Origin of the sequence: Roseibium sp. (genome assembly GCF_965229775.1) — a bacterium.
Taxonomy (GTDB): Bacteria; Pseudomonadota; Alphaproteobacteria; order Rhizobiales; family Stappiaceae; genus Roseibium.
On sequence record NZ_OZ245929.1, the window covers coordinates 768,092 to 792,241 of the forward strand.

The window sequence follows — 24,150 nt, forward strand, 5'->3', positions numbered from 1 at the left end:
CCACGCGTTTCCGGAGGGGTTAGAGGGGCAAAGCGGCGAAAGGAACCTGCCGGTTGAGCAAGCAGAGATGAGAGGAGGTTCCGGTTCGAGGCCAGAACCGCACGACGTCCATCCGCTGTTTTACTGAAACACGAATTGGCATATCCGTTTACCGTGGGCACCTAGTCTGCCGATTGGCCCAAAAAACTGATCGACTTTCATTGTCCGTTCAGGACACTTGGGTTAAAAAATGGGTGTGTGGGGGACGTCCGATTCGAGAGACGTCCGAAATGTCGAGCTTGTCCCGTCAGCTTCTGCTGACCACCTTATCGGCCGGCGTATTTGCCGCCGCGTTGAACGCGCCTGCAATACGCGCCGACGACTTTGTCGTCGAGACGCCCGAATTCACCACACAGTCGGTTGATGGTGACGACACGCTCACTATTACCGAAGATGGCAGCATTTCGACAACGGGAGCCAGCGAGTACGGCGTCTTCAGCTCCGGCGAGAATACGATTGTCAACAGTGGCAACATCCGAACGGGCGGCGACGATGCCGACGGGATTCGCAACAACACAAGCGGCGCCAACAGCACGATAGTCAACAATGGCAATATCCAAACGGACGGGCAAGATGCCAACGGGATCTACAACCAGGGATCCAACGTCACGATTACAAATGAAGGCGCAATCCTTACGACCGCGAATGGTGCAGAAGGGATTTTCAACTTAGGAAATGACGCCGAAATCACCAACAGCGGTATTGTCAGGACGACGGGCAACGGTGCAAGCGGTATTCGCAGCTGGGGAGATCGTACCGTTATCTCCAACAGCGGTCGTATCCATACGGCCGGGCAAAATGCGTATGGGATTTACATCTACAACTCTGACGATGCCGTTATCTCCAACAGCGGCGTGATCATCAGCGATCAGAGTTATGCAATCCGTGTAAACAATGCTTCCAACGGCACCTCCGTAAATCTCAACGCCCCCGGTTTCCTTGGCGGGGCCATCTGGTTCCAGCGCGCGACAACGCTGAACATCAACACCGGGGCCTCGCATTCGGTGCTGTGGCAGCTGCCGACATCGAATGTCGCGGGCGGTCAGGCCAATGTCTCGGGTCCTGTCCCCTGGTTCTATGACAGTACCACCGGCCAGTTCGCCACCTTCGACCCGACGGGCCTCACCGCCAGCTTCAACCAGATGGCCAACACTGCCAACATGCTCGGCCGTCTCGGGCGCTACGGCCTCCGGCAGGCGGGGCGCGGCGGGTCTGCGGGTGCACCTTCGTCCGCTCTGGCCTATGGCGAGGACGGAACACAAACACCAGAAAGCTTCGATCAGCTGCTCGCCACCAATTCCGGACCGAAAGCGGCTTATGGCCTCAGGACCGGGTCCTTCTGGCTCACCGGTTTCGGCGGCGCGGCCAATTACGACGGCGATGACACCACCCTCGATCACACCATCGACCAGATCGGTGCGGCCCTCGGCTATGCCTGGAACCAGTCGCCGGGCACTCGCCTTGGTCTTATGCTCGGCTACATGAACGGCTCCATCACCGCGCAGAGCACCTGGGCGGAGTCTCAGGACATTACCAGCAACGGCGTCTTTGCCGGTGTCCATGGCGACCGGCGCTTCGGACGCATTACGTTCGGCCTCGGTCTTGCCGGCGGCTGGCAGACCAGTGACAGCAGCCGCTTCGTCAACGACAACACCGCCCTCACCGGCGGTCTCACGCTCGGCGAGAGCACCGCCGATGCCTCCTATGACAGCTGGTTCGTGACCCCGGAAGCGTCGCTCTCCGCCGACCTCGGCCTCGGGCAAACCGGCATCGTGCTGACCCCCTCCATACGCGGACGCTACGCCCTGCAGCAGACCGGCAGCTACACCGAAAGCGGCTCTGCCGCCAATGCCACGGTCGACAGCCACACGTTCGGCGTTGCGGAAGGCGATTTTGAACTCGCCCTTTCCAGAAGCTTCGGCATTGCAACCGTGACAGGGCGCGCGGGCTATCTGCTGCGCAGTTCCACCGGCGATGATGATGTACCGGTGACGCTGCTCGGCATCACCAATTCCATCGGACTTGGAGCAACGGATCGCTCCGCCGCCTATCTCGGTGCGTCCATGGACCTCAATCTCGGCCCGCAGGCCAGCTTCACCCTCGATGGTCAGGGATACCTTTCCGATGACTTCGACGCCCTGGAAGGCATGGCCCGGTTTGCGATCAGGTTCTGATGATGGCCCCGCAGCCCGCTCCGTCCAGGGCATGATCCGGGACCTGAACACGGATGGCAGGCGGCCCCGGCTCAGGGCCGGGGCGGCGATGGTGGGTGCAACACGCTCCCGCCGTCATCCCGGCCAAGCGTAGCGCAGAGCCGGGATCGGGGAGGCAGAGGACTTGAGGGTCTTGCTCTTCCCTCCCAGAACACCGGGGCTCCCCGGCCCCGGGTCTCACGCTGTTCGCCCGGGGTGACGATCGAAAAGAGGAGGCTGTTACCGTAGACATGGTTGCTTCGAGACAGCGCTGCCGCGCTTCCTCGAAGATGAGGTGTTCAAGTATCACGCCTCTCGAGTCAAACGTGACCCTTTGCGGCAAGGTCTGACGCGGCGGGCAATCTTGCCGGACTCAGCGCAGACGCTGCTCTGTCTCCACATCGAAGAAGAACGCCGAGGACGGGTCGAAGGATATCTCGACATGCCCTTCCGTGACGGGCGCTTCCTCGCCCTTGGTTTCCACGATGATGCGTTCTCCGGTCGGGCAGATCAGGTAGGAATAGGCGACACCGCCGAGCTGCTCGCAAAGGTCGACCGTTGCGCCTTCCGCGCTTGCGGCAATCTTCAGATGCTGCGGGCGGACGCCGACGAGAACTTTCTTGCCTTTTTCCGGAAGCGCAACCGGCGTCGGAACGCTCGCACCGCCGAAGGCCGGCACCGAGACGGCGCCGTCGTCTGCGACGCCCTCCACGAAGTTCATGCTCGGCGAGCCGATGAACCCTGCAACGAACCTGTTATCGGGGTCGGAATAGAGCTTCATGGGCGATCCGACCTGTTCGATCTTGCCCGCACGCAGGACGACGATCTTGTCCGCCAGCGTCATCGCCTCGACCTGGTCGTGCGTCACGTAGATCATGGTCGCGCCGATATCCTTGTGCAGCCGCGCGATCTCGACCCGCATGTCGACACGCAGTTCGGCGTCAAGGTTGGACAGCGGTTCGTCGAACAGGAACACTTCCGGTCCGCGAACGATTGCGCGTCCGATGGCGACACGCTGACGCTGGCCGCCCGACAGGGCCTTCGGCTTGCGCTTGAGGTAGGGGTCGAGTTTCAGGATCCGGCTCGCCTCACCGACCTTTTCGGCAATTTCCGCCTTTGGGTGGCCGTTCATCTTCAGGCCAAAGCCCATGTTTTCCTCAACCGACATATGCGGGTAGAGCGCATAGGTCTGGAACACCATCGCGACGCCGCGCTCGGACGGGTCAAGCCTGGTCACGTCACGGCCACCGATATGGATATTGCCGTCGCTGGTCTCCTCCAGACCCGCGATCATGCGCAACAAGGTGGATTTGCCGCAGCCGGACGGGCCAACGAACACACAGAACTCACCATGTTCGATCTGAAGATCCACGCCGTGGATAACTTGCAGTTCGGCATATTTCTTGACAGCTTTGGTCAGCGTGACGCCAGACATTTGGTTTCTTCTCCCTGGGAATTTCTTATGCGGGGAACTGCCAGTCTTCAACGGCTGCAGCGATTTCGGAAGCGGTCTTCAAAAGCACGGGCTGTACCTTTGAAAGCTCTTCCAGACCCTTACGTGTGGTGGACGTTGTAACGGACAGGGCCCCGATCGGGCGCCCCTTGGACGATAGCACCGGCGCAGCGATGCAGACGATACCGGGCTCATGCTCCTCCCGGTCGAACGCGACACCCTGCCGCCTGATCTCTTCCAGGTCGGCTCTCAGCTCGGCCTCTGAACTGAGTGTTGCCGGCGTGTAGCGGTAGAACGACTGTTTCTTGATGGCCTCTTCGAGCTCGGAAGGTTCGAGGAAAGCCAGCAGGGCCTTGCCGACGCCGGTGCAGTATCCCGGGCCGATCTTGCCAGCCTGAGAGTACATGTCGATGGGGTTGATCGCGTTCCGCTTGTCGACGTAAAGCACCTGGCCGCCGTCGAGCTGGGCAAGGTGGACGGTTTCACCGACCTCCTCCGACAGCTTGCGCACGAACGGGCGCGCGATCGGCGCAATGGAGCTCTGGCGCCACGCGGCATGCGCCAGGCGCACGAGACGAATTCCGAGCGAATAGGTCTGCTGCCCTTCGTCATAGGCAAGCATGCCCTGGCTCACCAGTGTCTGCAGCAAGCGGTACAGCGTCGCCTTGGGATGGACGCTGTCGGAGAGCAGTTCGGTGAAGCGAACCGGACGTCCGACGGCAGCGACCCTGTCGAGCACGTCGAGCGCTTTGCCGACAGTTCCGTCGCCGGTGGCCTGCTTGTTCATGTTTTCCTCCATAGGCCCGTTTCTTTTCGCCGAACCTGTTGACAACTTAACCTGATCGCATCAAGGTATCAATATACAAAACCAAGTTTCACATAATGGAACCTAAAGGGAGGACACCATGCGTTCCATGTTGAAGACGTCCGCGGCTGCTTTTGCCATTCTGGCAGGCACGATGGGCGCTGTTTCTGCTGACGGCCTGACGGGCGATCTGAAAATTTTCCTCGACACATCCAACCCGGCGCCGCGGGCTACGATGGAACAGATGATCGCGCAGTTCCAGGAGAAGAACCCTGACCTCAACATCGAGACGACCGTGATCGATCGCGAGGCCTACAAGACCCAGATCCGCAACTTCCTGACTGCGAATGCGCCTGATGTCGCGACCTGGTACGCTGCCAACCGCATGCGTCCCTATGTCGAGGCAGGTCTCTTCGAAGATGTTTCCGATCTCTGGGCCGAGCCCGCGATCGCCGACAACCTGGCATCGACCAAGGGCGCGATGACCATCGACGGCAAGCAGTGGGGCGTGCCCTATACCTACTATCAGTGGGGCGTTTACTACCGCAAAGACATCTTCGACGAACTCGGCCTGAGCGAGCCGGCGACGTGGGAAGAAGAAAAAGCCAATTGCCAGAAGATCATCGATGCCGGCAAGAAGTGCTACACGATCGGCACCAAGTTCCTCTGGACCGCAGGCGGCTGGTTCGACTACCTGAATATGCGGACGAACGGTTTCGACTTCCACATGGACCTGCTGACGGGCAAGGCGTCCTGGCAGTCCGATGAAGTCCGCAAGACCTTTGCCAACTGGCGCGAACTCATCGACATGGGCGCGTTCATCGACAACCACCAGACCTACAGCTGGCAGGAAGCCCTGCCGTTCATGGTCCAGGGCGATGCAGCGGCCTATCTGATGGGCAACTTCGCGGTAGCGCCTCTGCGTGACGCCGGCCTGAGCGACGACCAGCTCGATTTCTACCAGTTCGTCGAAATCACGCCGGGTATCGAAAAGGCGGAAGACGCTCCGACCGACACCTTCCACATTCCGGCAAATGCCCAGAACAAGGAAGCGGCCCGCGAGTTCCTGCGCTTCGTCGTGTCTCCCGACGTTCAGACCGAAATCAACAACGGCAAGAACCTCGGCCAGCTGCCGGTCAATGCCCAGTCTTCGGTTGACGACGACAAGTTCCTCGTCGAGGGCTTCGAGATGCTGTCCACCAACTCTCCTGGTGGTGTTGCCCAGTTCTTCGACCGTGACGCACCGGCTGAAATGGCGAAGGTCGCCATGGAAGGCCTGCAGGAATTCATGGTTAAGCCGGACAACCTGGACAAGATCCTGGCCCGTCTGGATCGCGCCCGTGAGCGCATCTACAAGTAAGTTCCGCGTCTCGGAACCGGACAGGGTGCCCGTGCACCCTGTCCTTCTTGAAAAGGTCCCGGTAGCCAAATCCTGAAGAGGCAAACATGGCCCAAGAGTCCGTTGCCCAAGACCACCAGAGCTCGTGGTGGCACAGAAACCAGCAGCAGCTGACACCCTGGCTGTTTCTGGCTCCAGGAATCCTGTTCTTCCTGTTTTATGTGATCTTCCCGATCTTCCAGTCCTTCAACCTGTCGCTCTACGAGTGGGACGGGCTCGGCAAGGCGGAATATGTCGGTCTCTACAACTACGAAGAACTCTATTGGGACGAGGCGTTCTACACGTCTTTGAAAAACAACGTCATCTGGCTGTTGCTGTATCTTCTTGCGATCCCGGCCGGCCTGTTCATCGCCCTGTTCCTGAACCAGACGGTTACCGGAATACGGCTCTACAAGTCCCTGTTCTTTTTCCCGTTCGTCATCTCCCAGGTCGTCGTCGGTCTCGTGTTCACGTGGTTCTACGATCCGACCTTCGGCATCCTCAACGTTCTGCTTGGCTCCATCGGACTGCCACCGATGAACGTGCTCGGCGACGAGAACTGGGTGACGGTTGGCATCATCGTTGCCGGTCTCTGGCCGCAGACCGCCTATTGCATGATCCTCTACCTGACGGGTCTGAATGCGGTAGACCCGGAGCAGATCGAAGCCGGTCGTCTCGACGGGGCAAAGGGCTGGAAAATGCTCTGGTACATCATCGTGCCGCAGCTGCGCCCCGCCACCTTCATCGCCTTCGTTGTCACGATCATCGGCGCGCTGCGCTCGTTCGACCTGATCTCGGTCATGACCAACGGCGGCCCGTTCGGCGCCAGCCGCGTTCTCAGCTTCTACATGTTCGAGGTCGCCCTGTCCGAATACGGGTTCCGCATGGGCTATGGCGCTGCGATTGCCGTCGTCCTGTTCCTGATCATGCTGGCCTTCATCGCCTACTTCCTGTGGTCGATGTATAAAGAAGAAAAGGCGCGCTGAGATGTTTCCGACACCGATCGAACGCACACCGCGCTCCTGGCAGGTCACGTATCAGGCCTTCCTTCCGCTGGCGCTGATCCTCTGGCTGCTGCCGCTCATCGCCGTCGCCATCTTTTCCATCAAGCCGGATTCCGATTTCGCCAACGCGAACTATTGGGGATGGCCCTCCGAGTTCAAGGGCTTCACCAACTACTGGCTGGTGTTCACGGCATCCGACATGCCGCAATACCTGCTGAATTCGTTCAAGATCACGATCCCGACGGTGATCGGTGCGGTGGCGCTCTCCTGCATGACCGGCTTCGCGCTCGGCATCTACAAGTTCAAGGCGAATATCTGGATCTTCTTCATGTTCGTCGCCGGCAACTTCGTGCCGTTCCAGATCCTCATGGTGCCGGTCCGCGACCTGACGCTGCAGCTGGGTCTCTACAACACGATCACCGGCCTCGTCCTGTTCCACGTCGCGTTCCAGACCGGGTTCTGCACCCTGTTCATGCGCAACTTCATCCGCGCACTCCCCTTCGAGCTCATCGAGGCGGCGCGGGTTGAAGGCATCTCGGAATGGCGGATCTTCTGGTTCGTGGTCCTGCCGCTGATGAAACCGGCGATCGCGGCTCTTGCGGTGCTCATGTTCACCTTCATCTGGAACGACTACTTCTGGGCGATCGTGCTGACGCAGGGTGTCGAAAGCCAGCCTGTCACCGCGGGGATCACCTCCTTCAACGCGCAGTACCGTGCCGCGTATCACTTGATGAGCGCAGGCTCCATCGTTGCCGCGTTGCCGCCGGTCGCAATGTTCTTTTTGATGCAACGGCACTTCATTGCCGGTCTGACACTCGGGGCTGTGAAATGATCGGCCTCCGAAAGGCCGGTCTGGACACAAGAGAGAGTGCGGGAGTCTTGGGAATGCAGGCGAAGACCTGGCATCTTGGCGATTCTCATCAGAGCCTGGTTCTCGCCAGCTTTGGAGATGGCCTGCCCGAGGCGGTTTATTGGGGCCCGCCTCTTCCCGAACACGAAGACCTGCCGTCGCTGGCGGCGGCATCGGCAACCGATGTCACCGGCGGCATGGTGGACAGAAACGCTCCGATCAGTCTCTGTCCGGAAGCCTCGCAGACCTTCCCCGGCCAGGTCGGCCTGACTGGACGTGACGCCGAAGGCCGGACCCTTTTGCCAAGGTTCCGCTTCGAGAGCGAAACCGTGTTGGAACACGGTCTGATCCTGGTCTACACCGACACCGACCTTGAACTCTGTCTCGTCCTCGATCTGTCTCTGACACCCGGAACATCGCTGTTCCGGATGCAGACCCGTCTGGAAAGTGCACGCGAGATCACTGTCGACTGGCTGGCGGCACCCGTCTTCCAGGTCCCGGCCCATATCGGCGACATGATCGAGTTCTCGGGCCGCTGGTGCGCGGAGTTCCAGACCCGAAGGCTGCCTTTTGCCCCGGGGGCCCGGACGCGCGACAACAGGACCGGCAGATCGGACCACGCCCATTTTCCAGGACTGATTGCCTGTTCCGGCCGGACCTGCAACACCTCCGGCGAGGCCTATGCATTCCATTATGGCTGGTCGGGCGGACATCGGATGGTTGCCGAACAACTCGCCGACGGCAGACGTCAGGTTCAGTTCGGACACGCGTCGGCGAGCATGAAAAGGGATCGCAGCTTCAGCACAGCGCCGCTCTATGCCACCTATTCCGGCGCGGGTTTCAACGGTGCGGCTGTCCGCTTCCAGAGACATCTGCGCGACCACATCGTGGTCGGTGCGAGACAGCCACGTCCCGTGCATTACAACTGCTGGGAAGCGGTTTATTTCGACCACGACCTGGAAGAACTGAAGGCGATCGCAACCAGGGCGGCGGGCCTGGGGGCCGAGCGTTTTGTCCTAGATGACGGCTGGTTCGGACTGAGGGACGACGACACGTCTTCTCTCGGTGACTGGGGTATCGACAAACGGAAATACCCCGACGGACTGACCCCGTTGATCGATCATGTCAAAGCGCTCGGCCTCGAATTCGGGATCTGGTTCGAGCCTGAAATGATCAACGAGGACAGCGACCTGTTCAGGAGCCGTCCGGACTGGGTCCTCGGTCCGCTGGACCAGGTAAGGGGACGCCAGCAGCTCGTTCTGGACATGGCGCGCGAGGACGTGCGCGCCTATCTCTACGACTGCATCTCGGCAACCCTTGCCCAGAATGACATCGGCTACATCAAGTGGGATCACAACCGGGTTCTTCCCGTTGTCGACGCGGCCCAGACCGAGGGCGTCTATGCACTGATCGACAGGCTGCGCGCCGACTTCCCCCACGTCGAAATCGAGAGCTGTGCATCCGGCGGCGGCAGGATCGACTTCGGCATCCTCGAACGTACACAGAGAGTATGGCTTTCCGACAGCAACGACGCCCTTGAACGCCAACGCATTCAGCACGAGGCTGCACTGTTCCTGCCGGCGTCCGTCACCGGGTCCCATGTCGGGCCGCGTGTCAGTCACACCTCCGGGCGCACGCTCGACATCAGGCTGCGCGCCTGGACGGCTGCCCAGAGGCACCTTGGCTTCGAGATGGACCCGCGCGAGTTGTCCGACAGCGAGATTGCGACCCTGAAGGAGGTCACCGGCTGGTGGAAGGCGAACCGGGACTGGATGATGCGGGCCGACATATTGCGGCTTGACGCGTCCGACCCGGCCGTTGTCGCGGAACAGCAACTGGCCGAGGATGGCGCCAGGTTCGTGGTGTTCGCAGCGCTCTTGCGCGCCTCGGACCCGATCCTGCAGCAACCGCTGCGCCTGACGGGTCTCGACGCGGAGGCGCGCTACAGGATCAGCCTTATCAATCGCCAAGATGCGCCCGGGCTGTCCCGCGGCGCACCGCTCCTGAAGGAAAAGGAACTGGACGTGAGCGGGCAGTACCTGATGTCACACGGACTCATCCTGCCCTGGCGGTTCCCGGAAACGATCTGGGTGATTGAAGGCCACCGGCAATAACACGGAATGACGTCGCACGGCCCTGGACAAGGGCGGACGCGACACGAAAAGAGGAAGCGTCTGATGCACGCAAACTATCCGGACCTCAAGGGAAGGTCGGTCTTCATCACCGGAGGCGGCTCGGGAATCGGTGCCGCCCTGACGAGCGGATTTCTGGCGCAGGGCGCGCGCGTTGCCTTCGTCCAGCGCTCGGATGCGAGCGAGTTCTGCGACGAGATGGAACGCCGGCACTCCAACCGCCCCTTCTATCAGCCGTGCGACATATCCAACATCGCCGAGCTGAAAGGCACCATGGACAAGGCTGCCGAGGCGCACGGGCCGATCACGGTTCTCGTCAACAACGCGGCCAATGACAAGCGCCACGCCACCGAGGACGTGGACGAGGATTTCTGGGACTGGTCCCAGGCGATCAATCTCAAGGCGTATTTCTTTGCCTGCCAGCATGTCATTTCGGGCATGCGGTCCGCCGGTGGCGGCTCGATCGTGAACTTCACGTCGATTTCCTACATGATGGGCAACGCCGGTTATGCGGCCTACACGACCGCCAATTCCGGCATCAACGGCATGACACGCAGCCTCGCGAGGGAATTCGGCCCGGACAACATCCGCGTCAATGCAATCGCACCCGGCTGGGTTCTGACGCAAAGACAGAAAGATCTCTGGGTGACACCGGAGGCCCTCGCCGCGCATATCGACCGGCAGTGTCTCAAATTCGAGCTGTCGCCGGAAGATATGGTTGACCCGGTGCTGTTCCTTGCGGCAAAGACCAGCCGTGGAATGACCGGACAATCGCTCGTGGTTGACGGCGGAGTAGTGGTGACGGGATGAGCCTTCAGGCAAAAGCGGACTGGATCGCAGTGGATTGGGGCACAACCAATCTGCGCGTCTGGGCGCTTGATTCTCGTGGCGACGTGTTGGCCCACCGCACATCCGGCAAAGGCATGAGCAGTCTTGCCCGTGACGAATTCGAACCGACACTGCTGACGCTCATCGATGACATTCTCGTCCCGGGCGTCGAAACCCCGGTGATTGTCTGCGGCATGGCCGGCTCACGCCAGGGCTGGGCGGAAGCGCCTTACAAGTCCACACCCTGCACGCCCCCGGAGCTCAAGGACGCGACCATCGTGGAAACGGCCGATCGCCGCCTTGACGTCCATATCCTTCCCGGCATCAAGCAGGCCGACCCCGCCGACGTCATGAGGGGCGAAGAAACACAGATAGCCGGTTTCCTCGCGGCAAACGCCGGTCATTCGGGAACGCTCTGTCTGCCGGGCACGCACACCAAGTGGGTTGCCATGAGAAACGGGGTTGTCGAGCACTTCAGAACCTGCATGAGCGGCGAACTCTTTGCGCTCCTGACACGGCAATCGGTCTTGCGCCACAGTGTCGATTCCCCCGAACTTGACGAGACCGCGTTCGAAAACGCCGTTCATGAGGTCACGCAGCGCCCGCAGGCCCTTGCCGCAAGCCTGTTCGGCATTCGTGCATCGGGTCTCGTCTCGGGCATGCCTGCAGATACCGCTAGGGGCCGTCTCTCCGGTCTTCTGATCGGCGCGGAAATCGCAGCCGTCAGGGATGACTTCGACCTGGCGTCCGTGTCTCTTCTGGGCAGCGATCACATCGCAAAGGCCTATCACGCAGCCCTGGGCAAACTCGGGCATACCGCATCGATGCTGGACGCGGCCTCCATCACGCTGAACGGCCTCGCGCTGGCACATTCAACATATTCGAAGGTTTCCTGATGAGCCGAAATCTGATTGCCATTTTGAGGGGCGTGACCACCCAGGAGGCGTTGCCCGTCACCGAGTGCATCCTGAATGCAGGTATCACCCGGATCGAGGTGCCGCTGAACTCGCCCGAACCGCTGAAGAGCATCGAGGCCATGGCAAAGACCTTTGCCGGCCGCGCCGAGATCGGCGCCGGCACCGTGCTCTCCGCGGATCAGGTGCTTCAGGTCAGGGCGGCCGGCGGAACCCTCATCGTGTCGCCGGACTGCAATCCGGACGTCATCCTGGCAACAAAGGCGGAAGACATGTTGTCCTTCCCCGGCGTCATGACGCCGAGCGAGTGCTTCACGGCATTGCGCAACGGTGCGGACGGATTGAAGTTTTTCCCGGCCTCGCTGATCGGGCCGGACGGCTTGAAAGCCGTGCTTGCCGTTCTTCCCAAGGGAACTCCAACCTACGCGGTCGGCGGGGCCGGTCCCGACAATTTCGGCGCCTGGCTTGCAGCCGGCGCGACCGGCTTCGGGATCGGAACCGCTCTCTTCAAGCCGGGTCTGACGGTTGCGGAAGTCAAGGACCGGGCCGAGCGGATCGTCGAGGCCTATGACGCCGCCACGTCGGCAACTGGATAAACTGGCATGAGCAACGTGTTTGACGAGCGCCGCTGCGTGCTCGGTGAAGGGCCGCTCTGGCACCCCGAGCGGCAACAGCTGTTCTGGTTCGACATCCTGAGCAAGCAGCTGATGACCCGCGAGAACGGCAAGGCCGGCAGCTGGGAATTCGACGAGTGTGTTTCCGCGGCGGGCTGGGTCAGCAAGTCGGAGCTGATCATCGCAAGCGCGAGCAGGCTGTTCCTGTTCAATCTCGACACCGAGGCACAGACAAAGCTCTGCGACCTGGAAGCGGACGACCCGGTGACGCGCTCGAATGACGGGCGCGCCGACCCGAAGGGCGGCTTCTGGATCGGGACGATGGGGTTCAATGCCGAACAGGGCAAAGGGTCGATCTACCGCTACTACAGAGGCGAGCTGCGACGGCTCTACAGCGGCATCACCATCTCCAATGCGATCTGTTTCTCTCCGGACGGCCGGACCGCCTATTTTGCCGATACGGCAACCAGATCCATTCAGCAGGTCGCCCTGGATGCCGACGGCTGGCCGGACGGCACACCGACGCTCTTTGCTGACCTGTCGCAGGAGGGTCTCAATCCCGACGGGGCCGTCATCGACGCGGACGGTCATCTTTGGAACGCACAATGGGGCGCGAACCGGGTTGCCAGATACGCGCCCAACGGCAGTTTCGTGGAGGAAATCGGCTTCACTGCGCATCAGGTGTCCTGCCCGGCTTTCGGTGGCGCCGATCTCGGCACGCTCTTCGCCACCACGGCTGCCGAAGGGCTGGACGGGACGGTCGAGGGCCAGACCTATTTCGCGCAGACAGCCGCTGTCGGTCAGCCGGAACACCGCGTCATTCTTTGAATACATTTGGATGCCAACCAACCGGACGAATGTTCCTGCAGTCCGGGCCGAATGGCCCCGTATTGTTCAAAAGGGCTCTAACATGAAGCGTACGCTTGGAACCTGCTACTACCCGGAACACTGGCCGGAGGAGATGTGGGAAGCCGATGCCCGGCGCATGGTGGACGCGGGCCTCACCTGGGTCCGTATCGGCGAATTCGCATGGTCCAGGCTGGAACCCGCTCCCGGCGATCTGAGATTCGAGTGGCTTGACCGGGCGATCGATGTGCTCGGAAAGGCAGGTCTGAAGGTTGTCCTGGGCACGCCCACGGCGACCCCGCCGCGATGGGTTGTCGCGAAACATCCAGACATGGTCGCACTGGACGCGGACGGCAAGGAACGCGGCTTCGGATCCCGGCGCCACTACTGCTTTTCCCATGAAGGCTATCGCGAAGAGTGCGACCGCATCGTCAGGCTGTTTGCCGAACGCTATGGCAGGAACAGCCATGTCGGCGCCTGGCAGACCGACAATGAATACGGCTGTCACGACACCACGCTTTCCTATTCTGCCGCCGCGCTCGCTGCCTTCAGAACCTGGCTCGAAAACCGGTATGGAACCATTGAGGCGCTCAACCGCGCCTGGGGCAACGTCTTCTGGTCGATGGACTACCGCGCGTTCGACGAGATCGGACTGCCCAACCTGACGGTCACCGAGCCGAACCCGTCGCACACGCTTGCGTTCCGGCGGTTTTCCTCCGATCAGGTGGCAAGCTTCAACAGGCGCCAGGTCGAAATCATCCGGGCCCATTCGGACGCGCCGGTCAGCCACAATTTCATGGGCCGGATCACCGAGTTCGACCACTTCAAGGTGGGCGACGACCTCGACATCGCGACCTGGGACAGTTACCCGCTCGGTTTCCTCGAGGATCGCGTCGGTGCGGATGCCGCGCACCAGCGTGCCTATGCGCGCCAGGGCGATCCCGATTTTCAGGCCTTTCACCACGATCTCTACCGGTCCGTCGGCAAGGGGCGCTGGTGGGTCATGGAACAGCAGCCGGGCCCGGTCAACTGGGCGCCGTACAATCCCGCACCCCTGCCCGGCATGATGCGCCTCTGGGCCTGGGAAGCCTACGCGCATGGAGCGGAAGCGGTCTGTTATTTCCGCTGGCGGCAGGCCCCGTTTGCGCAGGAGCAGATGCATGCCGGCATGCTCCGCCCCGACAATGCCGACGCACCGGCTCTCATCGAGGCCCGTCAGGTGGCCGACGAACTGCGCAACGCAGGCGTTGTTGCCGTTCATAAAGCGCCGGTCGCCCTCGTCTTCGACTACGATGCGGACTTTGCCTGGGCGACCCAGCCGCACGGCGCCGGGCTGAATTATTTTCAGGTCGTCTTCGACGCTTACCGGGCGCTTCGCAAACTGGGCCTCTCGGTCGATATCCTGCGGGCGCAGACACGTGATTTTGCAGGCTACGGCATCGTGGCCGCCCCCGGCATGATCTACATGCCCCAGGACCTGAAGCGCGCACTTGCCGAAACAGACGCGGAGATCGCGCTCGGACCGCGCTCCGCCGCGCGCAATGCCGACATGATCATCCCGGTCCCGCTGCCGCCGGACATGCCGGATCTCGACGTGACCGTTGCCCGCGTTGAAAGCACGCGCCCCGACATGCCGATGCCGCTCAAGGGCGGTGGCCATTTCGTCGGTTACCGGGAAGAGCTGGAAGGATCCGCCGACGTCGTTTTCGAACTGGAAGACGGCCAGGCCGCCGTCATGCGCTCAGACAACCTGACCTATGTCGGCGGCTGGTGCGATGACGCGGCCTGGACACGCCTCTTCAAGGATCTGTGCGGCAAGGCCCGCATTCCGACAATGGATCTCGCCGGCGGCGTGCGCTGCCGCGACGCTGGTGATCTCAGGATCTGGACAAACTACGGCTCTGCGCCGGCAGATACGCCCGCCGGCCGGATCGAGGCCGCCGGGGTCCTGTTCGAACACCTGTGACGCGGTCAACTCCAACGCCGCCTGAGCTGTAGATAGGGATACCGGTTTTTCCAAGAGATTGTCATCCCGGTTTGCCGCACGAGCGGCAAGACCGGGATCCAGTATTCCGGGCAGCAGGCGATTGGAAAAGACACATCGACAAGCGAATACTGGGTTCCGGCCTTCCGCTTCGCTCCAGCCGGAATGACAATCACAGGCGGAAGAGGGAGGCCGCTGTCGCCTCCCTGAATATTGCCTGAGGCTCTCCTTGCAATCTTGAACCCACGCCTTTGTAGATCCACACCGTCTCGCCTGCGGCTCTGGTCACCGCGTCAGGCCGCCTCGCCGTTCGTAAGCTGCCGGATGATCGCCGTGTAGTTGTCGACGCCCTGTGCCCCGGACACGAGATGGCGGCGCTCGAAGATGACGGCGGGTACGCCGTGAATTCCGTTCTGCGTCCAGAAGGTTTCCTCCTGGCGCACCTGGTCTGCGTAGCGGCCGTCTTCCAGCACTTTCAGTGCCTCGGCACGATCAAGATCCACAGCTGCCGCGACGCCGGCAAGGACCTCGTTCTCGTTCAGGTTTTTCCGCGCCTGAAAATAGGCTTCGAACAGCGCCATTTTCAGCGCATGCTCCTTGCCCTCACTGGCCGCCCAGTGAATGAGCTGATGCGCCTTGAACGTGTTCACCATGCGCATGTCGTCCGTGAAGCGGAAATCGAAACCGAGACCCGACCCGATTTCGGTCAGGCGCTCGCGCGCTTCCTGGGACTGCTCCCGGCTTGTCCCGTATTTGCGCATGATGTGCTCACGCAGGTTCTCTCCTTCGTCCGGCATGTCCGGATTGAGCTCGAACGGATGCCATTTTACGGCGGCGGAAACCCCTGTCTGCGCAATTGCCGCTTCCAGCTGCTTGAAGCCGACGATGCACCAGGGACAGACGACATCGGACACGATGTCGATCTGCAGAACGTTTTCCAAGTCGAGGTCAGCCATGTCAGCCACGATTGTCTTCTCCTTCCGGCGTCAGTCCCAGGGTCGCATCGCTCTTCGGAGGCGGGTTCCAGCCCCGTTCCGTGCGTTCGTGGCGTTCTTCGCCACGGTCGACCTTCATGATGTCAAACAGCGTTTCCGCATGCGCGCGCATGGCATCGAGATAGGACTTGTCGACGCCGCCGTCATTGTAGTTCTCGCGAAGGTCATCAAGCATCGCGAAGTCGTGATTGCGGAACTCCTTCGCCTTGGTCTGCGCCCGGAACGGATGGCTTCCGAGCTCGACGAGCGCCTGCTTTCCAAGCGCCAGCGCCCCTTCGAAAACCTCGCGTTCAGCCACATGCGCACCGACATTTTCCAGTTCGTAGACATGGTGGCGGTCGCGTGCCCGCGCAAGGATCTTGACCTTCGGATAGGTCTTGGCGACGTGTTCGACCACGAGCGTCTGCTTGTCCCGGTCATCGATCGCGGCGATGAAGAGATCCGCCTCGCCGACGCCGGCCGTGTGCAGAAGATCGGGCCGCGTGGCGTCGCCATAAAACGTCCGGATGCCGACCTTGCTGAGATTTTCGACCGTTTGCGGATCGTGGTCCAGAATGACGACGTCATAACCGCTGGTCAGTAGGAGCCGCCCGACGATCTGGCCGAAGCGCCCCATGCCGACGATCACCACGCGGCCCTTGCTGTCGACGACATCCGGCTCCCGGTCCGACCGGGCCGCGGCCCTTGGCGCGATCACCTTTTCATAGAGGATGAACAGCGCAGGTGTCAGCAGCATCGAGATGGCAACGACAAGCGTCATCGTCTGCAGCAGGCTTTGCTCGAGCGCGCCGGAACTGCTGGCAAAGCCGAACAGCACGAACGCGAATTCACCGGCCTGCGCCAGCCCGAGCGCAAACAGCCATCGGTCCGGACCATCCAGGCGGAACAGCGTACCGAGGGCGAACAACAGCGCGAACTTGACGGCCATCAGCCCCAGCGCCAGCCCGAAGATGGTGACCGGTGCCCCGAACAGGAGATTGAAATCGATCCCCGCGCCGACGGTCAGGAAAAACAGCCCGAGGAGCAGGCCCTTGAACGGTTCGATGTCGCTCTCAAGCTCATGCCGGTAATCGCTGTCTGAAAGAACGACCCCCGCGAGGAAGGTTCCGAGTGCCGGAGACAGGCCGACGAAATCCATCAGGAGGGCGATCCCGATCACCAGGAGGAGCGCGGTTGCGGTGAAGATTTCGCGCAAATGCGCTTCGGCGATGAACCGGAATACGGGTCTGAGCAGATGCCGTCCGGCGACGATGATCGCGATGATGACGGCGATGATCACCAGCGCCTGGGCCCAACCGGGCAGCGCGGCGAGTGCCTCGCCGCCATGCGCGCCGCCACCTTCGTGTCCCCCATGGCCGTCCGAATGCGCCACGCCGCCGCCGGTGGCGTGGCCAACTGCAAGAAGCGGCAGGATCGCCAGCATCGGAATCACGGCAATGTCCTGGGTCAGGAGCACGGAAAAGGAACTCTGTCCGCCCTGGGTCTTGAGCCAGCCTTTTTCATTGAGGGTCTGAAGAACGATGGCGGTCGAGGACAGGGCGAGGATCATGCCGAGCGCAAGGGCCGCCTGCCAGGCAAGGCCGAAGGCAAGCGCGATCCCGGCAAAGACGGCAGTCGTGCCGACGACCTGCAGCCCACCGAGGCCGATCAGCTGCTTGCGCATCTTCCAGAGCACGGCGGGTTGCAGCTCCAGGCCCACCAGGAACAGCATCATCACCACGCCGAATTCGGCAAAATGCTGCACCTCCGTGGTTTCGGACCCGACGATCCCGAGCACCGGCCCGATGACAACGCCGGCAATCAGGTATCCCAGGACCGAGCCGAGACCGAGCCTGTTGGCGATCGGCACGGCGATGACGGCCGCGCACAGATAGACGAATGCGTCGCTGAGAAGCTCCATCAGGCCGGCTCCCCCTTGAGAAGAAAATCGTAAAGGTCTTCGGTCAGAACGTCGGCCCGGGCCGCCTTTTCTAGGTCCAGCCGCTCGGCCACCAGCGCTTTCAGCAGGTCGTCATAGGCGTTGCGATGCACATCGAGACGCCCCTCTTCCACCGCCCGCCCGGCACCGAACAGAACAAACGGCGCGAGATATGTCATCCGGCACAGATCGGCGGTTTTTTCAAACGGGGCCAGCAGGCTGCGCAGGTCCGCGTGGTTCATGCCCTCTTCCGAGTAGGCCGCCGACTTGGCACCTGTCGTCACCGCGTTCAGGAACACCTTGTCATCGAGCGCGTGTCCGTGCTGTCCGTAGGCAAACCCGTATTCCAGGACGAGATCCTGCCATTCCTTCATGATCGAGGGTGCGGAATACCAGTAGAGCGGGTGCTGAAAAATGACGACGTCATGCTCGGTGAGACGCGCCTGTTCGGCATCGACATCGATATTGAAGTCCGGATAACGCGCATAAAGATCAACGGCGGTGACACCTTGCACCCCCTGCGCCGTTTCGAACATCGGGAGATTGACCTCCGACCTGTCCGGTCTCGGATGTGCGAATAGTACCAGTACCTTGGCCAAGAGTTCCCCCGTCCGCCCAATTGACACCGGGCGGCTTTGCCGCCCGGTTGAAAACAAGTCTGTCCTCATCGCGGCGAAGACCGCAAGGCCTGCATCCCGCGATGAGGGTCTGACGTCTTGCCCGCTCCGTCACCGGCCATGCGGCTCAGGTTGCCGGAGGAGGCCCCTCTCCCGAAGAGGTTACGCGTCCTTTACGTCGCTGGCAAAACGCGCCGCATTTTCTTTCAGGAATTCAGTTTCGTCCGCCTGTCCCCAGAAGGCCGGCTGCGCCTTCGGTATCGTCAGCGCCTTGCGGACCGCCGGGCGGGCATCGATCCGGTCGAACCATGCCCTGAGGTGGTCGAGACCGTCCACGGACACCTTCGCCCAGACATAGGCGCGCGCCCAGGGATAGGTTGCCATATCCGCAATCGTATAGGCATCCCCCGCCAGCCACTCACGGCCGTCAAGCCGGGTGTTCAGCACTTCCAGCAGGCGGCGCGTCTCGTCGACATAGCGCTTGATCGAGAAGGGTTCTTCCTGTCCGTTCGGAGCCGCGATCCGCTGAAAATACATCGCCTGCCCCATCATCGGGCCGATCCCGCCCATCTGGAACATGAGCCACTGCAGCGTTTCCGATCTCGCCTTCGGGTCTTGAGGCAGGAACTGTCCGTACTTCTCGGCAAGGTACCAGAGGATCGCCCCGCTTTCGAAAACCGCGAAGTCATCATTGCCCCGATCGACGATCGTCGGGATGCGGCCGTTCGGATTGAGCTTCATGTAGTCCGGTGCCTTCTGCTCCTTCTTCGCGAAGTCGATGAAGGTCAGGTCATAGGGAACACCCGCCTCCTCCAGGAAGATCACCGGCTTGTAGCCGTTCATGGTGGCGGCGGTGTAAAGGTGGATATCAGGCTGCGGCATTCAACGTCCCTCCCGAAAACGGATGAGTCTGGTGGCCCTTGATGATCAGGACTTTTGCCATGGTGTGCTCGACCTCCCGGCTTGCCTGCCGCCGCAGCAGCAGCTTCATGTTGATTTCCGCCAAGAGATGAGGGACAAGGTAACAAAAATCAACCAGTATACTTTTTGTAACCTGAAAAGAAATTGGAGATCGGCAATGACGGGACGCCTTGCAACGGTCGGCAGGAGCAGAATTGTTCTGGAAGCCTGCACCGAACCGTGTCCGATCGAGCGCGGCATGCGCATTCTCGGCGGCAAATGGACCGGGTCGATCCTGTGGCACCTGAAGGACGGGCCGGTCCGCTTCAACGACCTCTCGCGCATGCTCGGCGGCGCCAGCAAGAAGATGATCGCGGAGCGCCTGAAACAGCTGGAAGCGCGCCGCCTGATATCACGGAACGTGCTGCGGACGGCGCCTGTAACGGTGCAGTACGAGATAACGGAATTCGGCCGGACCGCCCTGAAATTCCTGGACGAACTCAGGATTTGGAGCGAGACGCTCCCCGAAGATCAGATGCGGCCGACCTGAACCCTCTGCCCCGTTTCGCCGCTTTCCGCGATCGCGTGAATGACGGCTTCGAAGTGGAGCGCTTCCCTGAAGGACGGCACCGCTTCCCGGTCTTCCGAGATCGCACTCAGGAACTCGTGAACCTCGATGACCTTCAGATCGTTGAAACCGAGCTGATGCCCCGCGGCAGGCACGAACTGGCCATATGGCGGATGGGCCGGCCCCGTTAATAGCGTCTTGAAGCCCTGCTCCGCGAGCGGGCCACGGTTCTGGTATAGCCGCAACTCGTTCATGCGTTCCTGGTCGAAGGTGATCATGCCTTCGGTTCCATGCACTTCGAAACCGATGTAGCTCTTGCGTCCCCACGCGCTGCGCGATGTCGAAACAACACCGTGCACACCGTTTTCAAAGGTCAGCAAAGCCGAAGCGATGTCCTCGTTCTCGACTTCGCGCCGCTCGCTCGATCCGTCTCCCATCGGCCGCGTGACATGGACAGTCCTGGTTTCCGCGATCAGGCTTTCGACCGGCCCGGCGAGAGCCGTTGCCAGTGAGATCACGTGACAGCCGAGATCGCCGAGGGTACCCAGACCCGCGTCGGCCTTTGTCGCCCGCCAGGTCCAGGCGAGGTCCGGGTCTGCCTGATAGTCTTCATCGACCATTCCGCGGAAATGTACGATCCGCCCGATCGCGCCATCGGCGATGAGTTTCTGCGCGTGCCGGAAGGCCGGATTGTGCAGGTAATTGTAGCCGACGATCGTCCTTGCGCCCGTTTCTTGCGCCAGCGCCAGCATTGATTTGGCATCATCGAGCGTGAGCGCCATCGGTTTTTCCAGGTGCACGTGCTTTCCGGCGGCAAGAGCGGCCATCGCCATGTCCTTGTGCACCTTGTTGGGCGTCGTGATGCAGACGATGTCGACCTTTGGATCGGCGACAAGATCCCGCCAGTCATCCGTTCCCCGCGCAAAGCCGAACTGGTCTGCAAGGCGCGCGGCCTTGTCGGCCGGAACGTCGCAAAGAACTTCCAGACGCGTCGCGGGGACGTCCCCGAAAACGGCGCGCACCGAGCCATAGGCAAGTGCATGGCACTTGCCCATGAAACCGGTGCCGATCAGTCCGATGCCAACGCTGTCCATTTGCTGTGATCCTTTGTTGCGATCCGGAAGTACTGCACGGTCGTCAAGGCGCGCGCCTCAGATTTCGTCAACGCCCACGGAACGGCGTTCGGCCACCGACTTGAGCGCGGCCTCGGCGAGTAGCAGTGCCTTGAGCCCATCATCCCCGGACGGATGCGGCGGCGTCCTGGTCTCGATCGCTTTGACGAACGCCGCAATCTCGGCAGCATAGGCATCGATATATCGGGTCATGAAGAAATCATGCAGCGGCGGCCGCACAAAACCCGCATCCGTCGCGACTTCGATTCCGACCGGCCGCTGGTTTTCCGCGGCAACCGCGCCCTTCGATCCATGCACCTCGATCCGCTGGTCGTATCCGTAGGTGGCCCGGCGCGAGTTCGAGATGGAACATTGCTTGCCGGACCCGGTCGTCAGCACGACCGTCGCGCTGTCATAGTCGCCGAGCTTGCCGATCTCCGGGTCCACCAGAACCGAGCCGGTCGCGTAGACCGTCGACACTTCCTCGCCGAGCAGAAACCGCGCCATGTCGAAATCGTGAATGGTCATGTCACGGAAGATCCCGCCGGAGACCTGAATGTAGGTACCGGGAGGCGGGCCGGGATCGCGCGAGGTGATGTGCACCATCTCGACATCGCCGACGAGACCGTCGTCTATCGCATCGCGGACCGCCTTGAAATGCGGATCGAAGCGCCGGTTGAATCCGATCATAAGCGTTGCGCCGAGCTCTTCAACGGTCGCGAGGCAGGCCTTGACCCGTTCCACGGAAAGGTCGATCGGTTTTTCGCAGAAGACCGCCTTGCCGACCCTGGCGAACTGTTCGATCAGATCGGCATGGGTATCGGTGGGCGTACAGATCACCACCGCGTCGATGTCGTCCGCCGCGGCGATTTCATCGATCGTGCTCACCCGCGCACCATGGGCACCGGCGAGCGATTCGGCGGCTTCTGCAAAAACATCGGCAACGGCCACCAGCGACGCTCCTTCGGTGGCAGACAGCGCCTTCGCATGTGCCTTGCCGATGCGGCCGGCTCCGAGCAATCCTATTCTTACAGTCATGTCTCTCTCTCCCGAAGTTTCCGGTACGCGTATGGCCTTCACTGCCACCTTGCCATTTTAGAATAAAAATTCCAAAATCACTTTCAACGGAATGTGTCAAGTAAGAAAAGAAGACGGACATGAGTGAGCCTGACCCCGATCCGGTATCCGCCAGCCCCGCACCGGAATCGATGGACGCCTTCTTCCGGCGTCTGGGAAGCACCACGGAAAAGCTCCCGAAGCGGCTGAAGCAATTCGCACAATACATAGCCGCCAACCCGGACCGGGTGGCCGTCTCGACAATTGCCGAACTCGCCGAAGGAGCAGCGGTGCAACCGTCTGCCGTCATGCGCTTCTGCCAGGAGATGGGGTTCTCCGGTTTCTCCCATATGCAGAAACTGTTCCGGTCCGATTATTCCGACAAATGGCCCGACTATGCAACTCGGCTGGAACAGCTTCGGGAGCAAGGATCCGACACGCCCTCGGCGCTTCTGGCGGAATTTGTCGATGTCGGACGCTCATCCCTGGAAAATCTGACGAACACCGTGGATCCGCGTGCACTGCAGCAAGCCGTCGATGTTCTGGCACGGGCGGAAACAATCCATCTTGTCGGGTTCCGGCGCGCCTTTCCGGTCACGTCCTACCTCGCCTATGCCTTCGAAAAAATGGAGGTGCCCGCCATTCTTCACTCCGGGCTCGCCAATATGAACATGGACCATTTGATCCGGCCCAACGATGCGGTCATTGCGGCCACATTCGCACCCTATACGGAACTGACGCTCGATATCGCCGCGAAAGCGCGCGGGACCGGTGCGGATATCGTCGCCATCACCGACGTGGTGACCAGTCCGCTGGCGCGGCTGAAGGCCATCCAGCTGCTGGTCGCAGAACTTGATGTCGGCGCCTTCCGCGCCCTGTCGGCCAGCCTGTGTCTCGCGATCACCCTCGCCGTTTCGGTCGGGGCGCAACGAAATGGAAAGTGATTTTTCAGAAAATTTCTGTTGCAAATAGGAAAAAACAGAATATTAATTCCAAAATCAGAATTCAGAGCGGGTCCGGCTGAGTAAAAACGCTTGGGCGCGCCGGGGGAGCCCGGGAGGGCATGCGCAGATGACAGAATGGGCTGCAACACGGCGCAGCAGTGTCTCGAGGGTTTGCCGATGACCGTCAGGATCGGTTGCTGTACCTGGATTTTCGGCGACGCCCCGCTTGCGAAAATTGCGCAGCGCGTCAGGCGCAGCGGCCTGGACGGGGTCGAGCTTTTTGGCGATGTTGACGGCCTCGACCCCGCCAGTGCGCGCAAGGTTCTGGACGGCGAAGGCCTGGAAGTCTTCTCGATCACACCGGCAGATGCGGATATCTCCCATCCCGACGCCGATATCCGGAAGGCCGGCATCGACTACTACGACCGGCTGATGGACTGGGCCGGCGATCTGGGAGAACCGCTGATTTCCTGCCATGGACAGGTCGGCCGCATCAAACCGGTCGCGAGCCAGCAGGAAGAAGACGATCTGCTGACCGCCTCCGTGGACCGGATTTGCGCAATGGCCCGGGCGCGCGGCCTGGACGTCGTGTTCGAAATCCTCAACAGGTACGAGACCCATCAGATCCGCACGGTGGCGGAAGGCTGTGCGCTGCTGGACGCTGTCAGGGCGGACAATCTCAAGCTTCTGCCGGACGCCTATCACATGAATATCGAGGAAGACGATCCGGCCGCCGCGCTCAGGCACGGTGCAGGCCGCATCGGTCTCTATCACGCCGCCGACAGCAACCGGTGCGGCATCGGCCAGGGGCATACCGATTTCGCCGCCCAGCTTGGAGCCTTGCGCGACATTGGCTACGGCGGGCCGATCATCCTGGAAACGAATGCGCCCGGACCAAACCCGTTCACGCCGGCAAAGGGCCGGGATTTCAGGGAGATTGTCGAAGCGCAGCTGTCGGCTTCCGGCACCGAGCTCAGGAGGCTGGCGGCATAGAATTCGGC

At 61.4% G+C, this 24,150-nt stretch carries 22 protein-coding genes; 13 read left to right on the forward strand and 9 right to left on the reverse strand.

Annotated elements, in window-relative coordinates:
- Positions 1 to 269: 269 nt before the first annotated feature.
- Complete coding sequence (locus ACO07N_RS03305; protein ID WP_421979663.1) at positions 270 to 2,213, forward strand: autotransporter domain-containing protein; 1,944 nt, start codon at positions 270 to 272, stop codon at positions 2,211 to 2,213.
- 391 nt (positions 2,214 to 2,604) lie between these two features.
- Here ACO07N_RS03305 and ACO07N_RS03310 read toward each other — a convergent pair whose 3' ends face one another.
- Both ACO07N_RS03310 and ACO07N_RS03315 read right to left on the reverse strand, forming a co-directional pair.
- Positions 2,605 to 3,666 carry an ABC transporter ATP-binding protein gene (locus ACO07N_RS03310; RefSeq protein WP_421979664.1) on the reverse strand — a complete coding sequence of 354 codons (1,062 nt, stop codon included), beginning with the start codon at positions 3,664 to 3,666 and terminating at the stop codon, positions 2,605 to 2,607.
- Between the two features lie 25 nt (positions 3,667 to 3,691).
- The gene (locus tag ACO07N_RS03315) at positions 3,692 to 4,471 is read right to left on the reverse strand and encodes an IclR family transcriptional regulator (RefSeq protein WP_421979665.1); all 780 of its coding nucleotides are present in this window, start codon (positions 4,469 to 4,471) and stop codon (positions 3,692 to 3,694) included.
- Between the two features lie 118 nt (positions 4,472 to 4,589).
- Here ACO07N_RS03315 and ACO07N_RS03320 point away from each other — a divergent pair, with 118 nt between their 5' ends.
- From ACO07N_RS03320 to ACO07N_RS03360, 9 genes are all read left to right on the forward strand, one after another.
- Positions 4,590 to 5,849 (forward strand): ABC transporter substrate-binding protein, encoded by a 1,260-nt coding sequence (locus ACO07N_RS03320; RefSeq protein ID WP_421979666.1) that lies wholly within the window; start codon positions 4,590 to 4,592, stop codon positions 5,847 to 5,849.
- An 86-nt stretch (positions 5,850 to 5,935) separates the two neighbouring features.
- Entirely contained in the window at positions 5,936 to 6,853 is a 918-nt protein-coding gene (locus tag ACO07N_RS03325; RefSeq protein WP_421979667.1) for a carbohydrate ABC transporter permease, read from the forward strand.
- A 1-nt stretch (position 6,854) separates the two neighbouring features.
- Positions 6,855 to 7,703, forward strand: a complete 849-nt coding sequence (locus tag ACO07N_RS03330; protein ID WP_421979668.1) for a carbohydrate ABC transporter permease — start codon at positions 6,855 to 6,857, stop codon at positions 7,701 to 7,703.
- A 53-nt stretch (positions 7,704 to 7,756) separates the two neighbouring features.
- On the forward strand, positions 7,757 to 9,835 hold the full coding sequence (locus tag ACO07N_RS03335; protein WP_421979669.1) for an alpha-galactosidase: 2,079 nt from the start codon (positions 7,757 to 7,759) through the stop codon (positions 9,833 to 9,835).
- A gap of 63 nt (positions 9,836 to 9,898) precedes the next feature.
- Entirely contained in the window at positions 9,899 to 10,663 is a 765-nt protein-coding gene (locus ACO07N_RS03340; protein ID WP_421979670.1) for an SDR family NAD(P)-dependent oxidoreductase, read from the forward strand.
- Complete coding sequence (locus ACO07N_RS03345; protein WP_421979671.1) at positions 10,660 to 11,577, forward strand: 2-dehydro-3-deoxygalactonokinase; 918 nt, start codon at positions 10,660 to 10,662, stop codon at positions 11,575 to 11,577. The genes ACO07N_RS03340 and ACO07N_RS03345 overlap by 4 nt, the downstream gene beginning before the upstream one ends.
- Positions 11,577 to 12,191: a 2-dehydro-3-deoxy-6-phosphogalactonate aldolase gene (locus ACO07N_RS03350; RefSeq protein ID WP_421979672.1), complete on the forward strand. Its 615-nt coding sequence runs from the start codon at positions 11,577 to 11,579 to the stop codon at positions 12,189 to 12,191. Before ACO07N_RS03345 ends, ACO07N_RS03350 begins: the two co-directional genes overlap by 1 nt.
- A gap of 6 nt (positions 12,192 to 12,197) precedes the next feature.
- The gene (locus tag ACO07N_RS03355) at positions 12,198 to 13,037 is read left to right on the forward strand and encodes an SMP-30/gluconolactonase/LRE family protein (RefSeq protein ID WP_421979673.1); all 840 of its coding nucleotides are present in this window, start codon (positions 12,198 to 12,200) and stop codon (positions 13,035 to 13,037) included.
- 82 nt (positions 13,038 to 13,119) lie between these two features.
- Positions 13,120 to 15,021, forward strand: a complete 1,902-nt coding sequence (locus ACO07N_RS03360; RefSeq protein ID WP_421979674.1) for a beta-galactosidase — start codon at positions 13,120 to 13,122, stop codon at positions 15,019 to 15,021.
- Positions 15,022 to 15,332: 311 nt separating this feature from the next.
- Here ACO07N_RS03360 and ACO07N_RS03365 read toward each other — a convergent pair whose 3' ends face one another.
- The 5 genes from ACO07N_RS03365 to ACO07N_RS03385 form a co-directional block, all read right to left on the reverse strand.
- A complete protein-coding gene (locus ACO07N_RS03365; RefSeq protein ID WP_421984372.1) occupies positions 15,333 to 15,995 on the reverse strand; it encodes a DsbA family oxidoreductase in 663 nt (220 codons plus the stop codon).
- Position 15,996: 1 nt separating this feature from the next.
- Positions 15,997 to 17,934 (reverse strand): monovalent cation:proton antiporter-2 (CPA2) family protein, encoded by a 1,938-nt coding sequence (locus ACO07N_RS03370; protein WP_421979675.1) that lies wholly within the window; start codon positions 17,932 to 17,934, stop codon positions 15,997 to 15,999.
- On the reverse strand, positions 17,934 to 18,551 hold the full coding sequence (locus ACO07N_RS03375; protein WP_421979676.1) for an NAD(P)H-dependent oxidoreductase: 618 nt from the start codon (positions 18,549 to 18,551) through the stop codon (positions 17,934 to 17,936). The genes ACO07N_RS03370 and ACO07N_RS03375 overlap by 1 nt, the downstream gene beginning before the upstream one ends.
- A gap of 180 nt (positions 18,552 to 18,731) precedes the next feature.
- Positions 18,732 to 19,451 (reverse strand): glutathione S-transferase family protein, encoded by a 720-nt coding sequence (locus ACO07N_RS03380; RefSeq protein ID WP_421979677.1) that lies wholly within the window; start codon positions 19,449 to 19,451, stop codon positions 18,732 to 18,734.
- On the reverse strand, positions 19,438 to 19,560 hold the full coding sequence (locus tag ACO07N_RS03385) for a hypothetical protein (protein ID WP_421979678.1): 123 nt from the start codon (positions 19,558 to 19,560) through the stop codon (positions 19,438 to 19,440). Before ACO07N_RS03385 ends, ACO07N_RS03380 begins: the two co-directional genes overlap by 14 nt.
- Before the next feature lie 87 nt (positions 19,561 to 19,647).
- Between ACO07N_RS03385 and ACO07N_RS03390 the strand changes: the two genes are divergently transcribed.
- Positions 19,648 to 20,019 carry a winged helix-turn-helix transcriptional regulator gene (locus ACO07N_RS03390; protein WP_421979679.1) on the forward strand — a complete coding sequence of 124 codons (372 nt, stop codon included), beginning with the start codon at positions 19,648 to 19,650 and terminating at the stop codon, positions 20,017 to 20,019.
- On the opposite strand, the gene ACO07N_RS03395 is transcribed toward ACO07N_RS03390, so the two are convergent.
- Positions 20,001 to 21,131 (reverse strand): Gfo/Idh/MocA family protein, encoded by a 1,131-nt coding sequence (locus ACO07N_RS03395; protein WP_421979680.1) that lies wholly within the window; start codon positions 21,129 to 21,131, stop codon positions 20,001 to 20,003. The genes ACO07N_RS03390 and ACO07N_RS03395 overlap by 19 nt on opposite strands.
- 57 nt (positions 21,132 to 21,188) lie before the next feature.
- Positions 21,189 to 22,187: an inositol 2-dehydrogenase gene (gene iolG, locus ACO07N_RS03400; RefSeq protein ID WP_421979681.1), complete on the reverse strand. Its 999-nt coding sequence runs from the start codon at positions 22,185 to 22,187 to the stop codon at positions 21,189 to 21,191.
- Positions 22,188 to 22,306: 119 nt separating this feature from the next.
- Between iolG and ACO07N_RS03405 the strand changes: the two genes are divergently transcribed.
- On the forward strand, positions 22,307 to 23,149 hold the full coding sequence (locus ACO07N_RS03405; protein ID WP_421979682.1) for a MurR/RpiR family transcriptional regulator: 843 nt from the start codon (positions 22,307 to 22,309) through the stop codon (positions 23,147 to 23,149).
- 135 nt (positions 23,150 to 23,284) lie between these two features.
- On the forward strand, positions 23,285 to 24,142 hold the full coding sequence (locus tag ACO07N_RS03410; protein ID WP_421979683.1) for a sugar phosphate isomerase/epimerase family protein: 858 nt from the start codon (positions 23,285 to 23,287) through the stop codon (positions 24,140 to 24,142).
- The last annotated feature ends 8 nt before the right edge of the window (positions 24,143 to 24,150 follow it).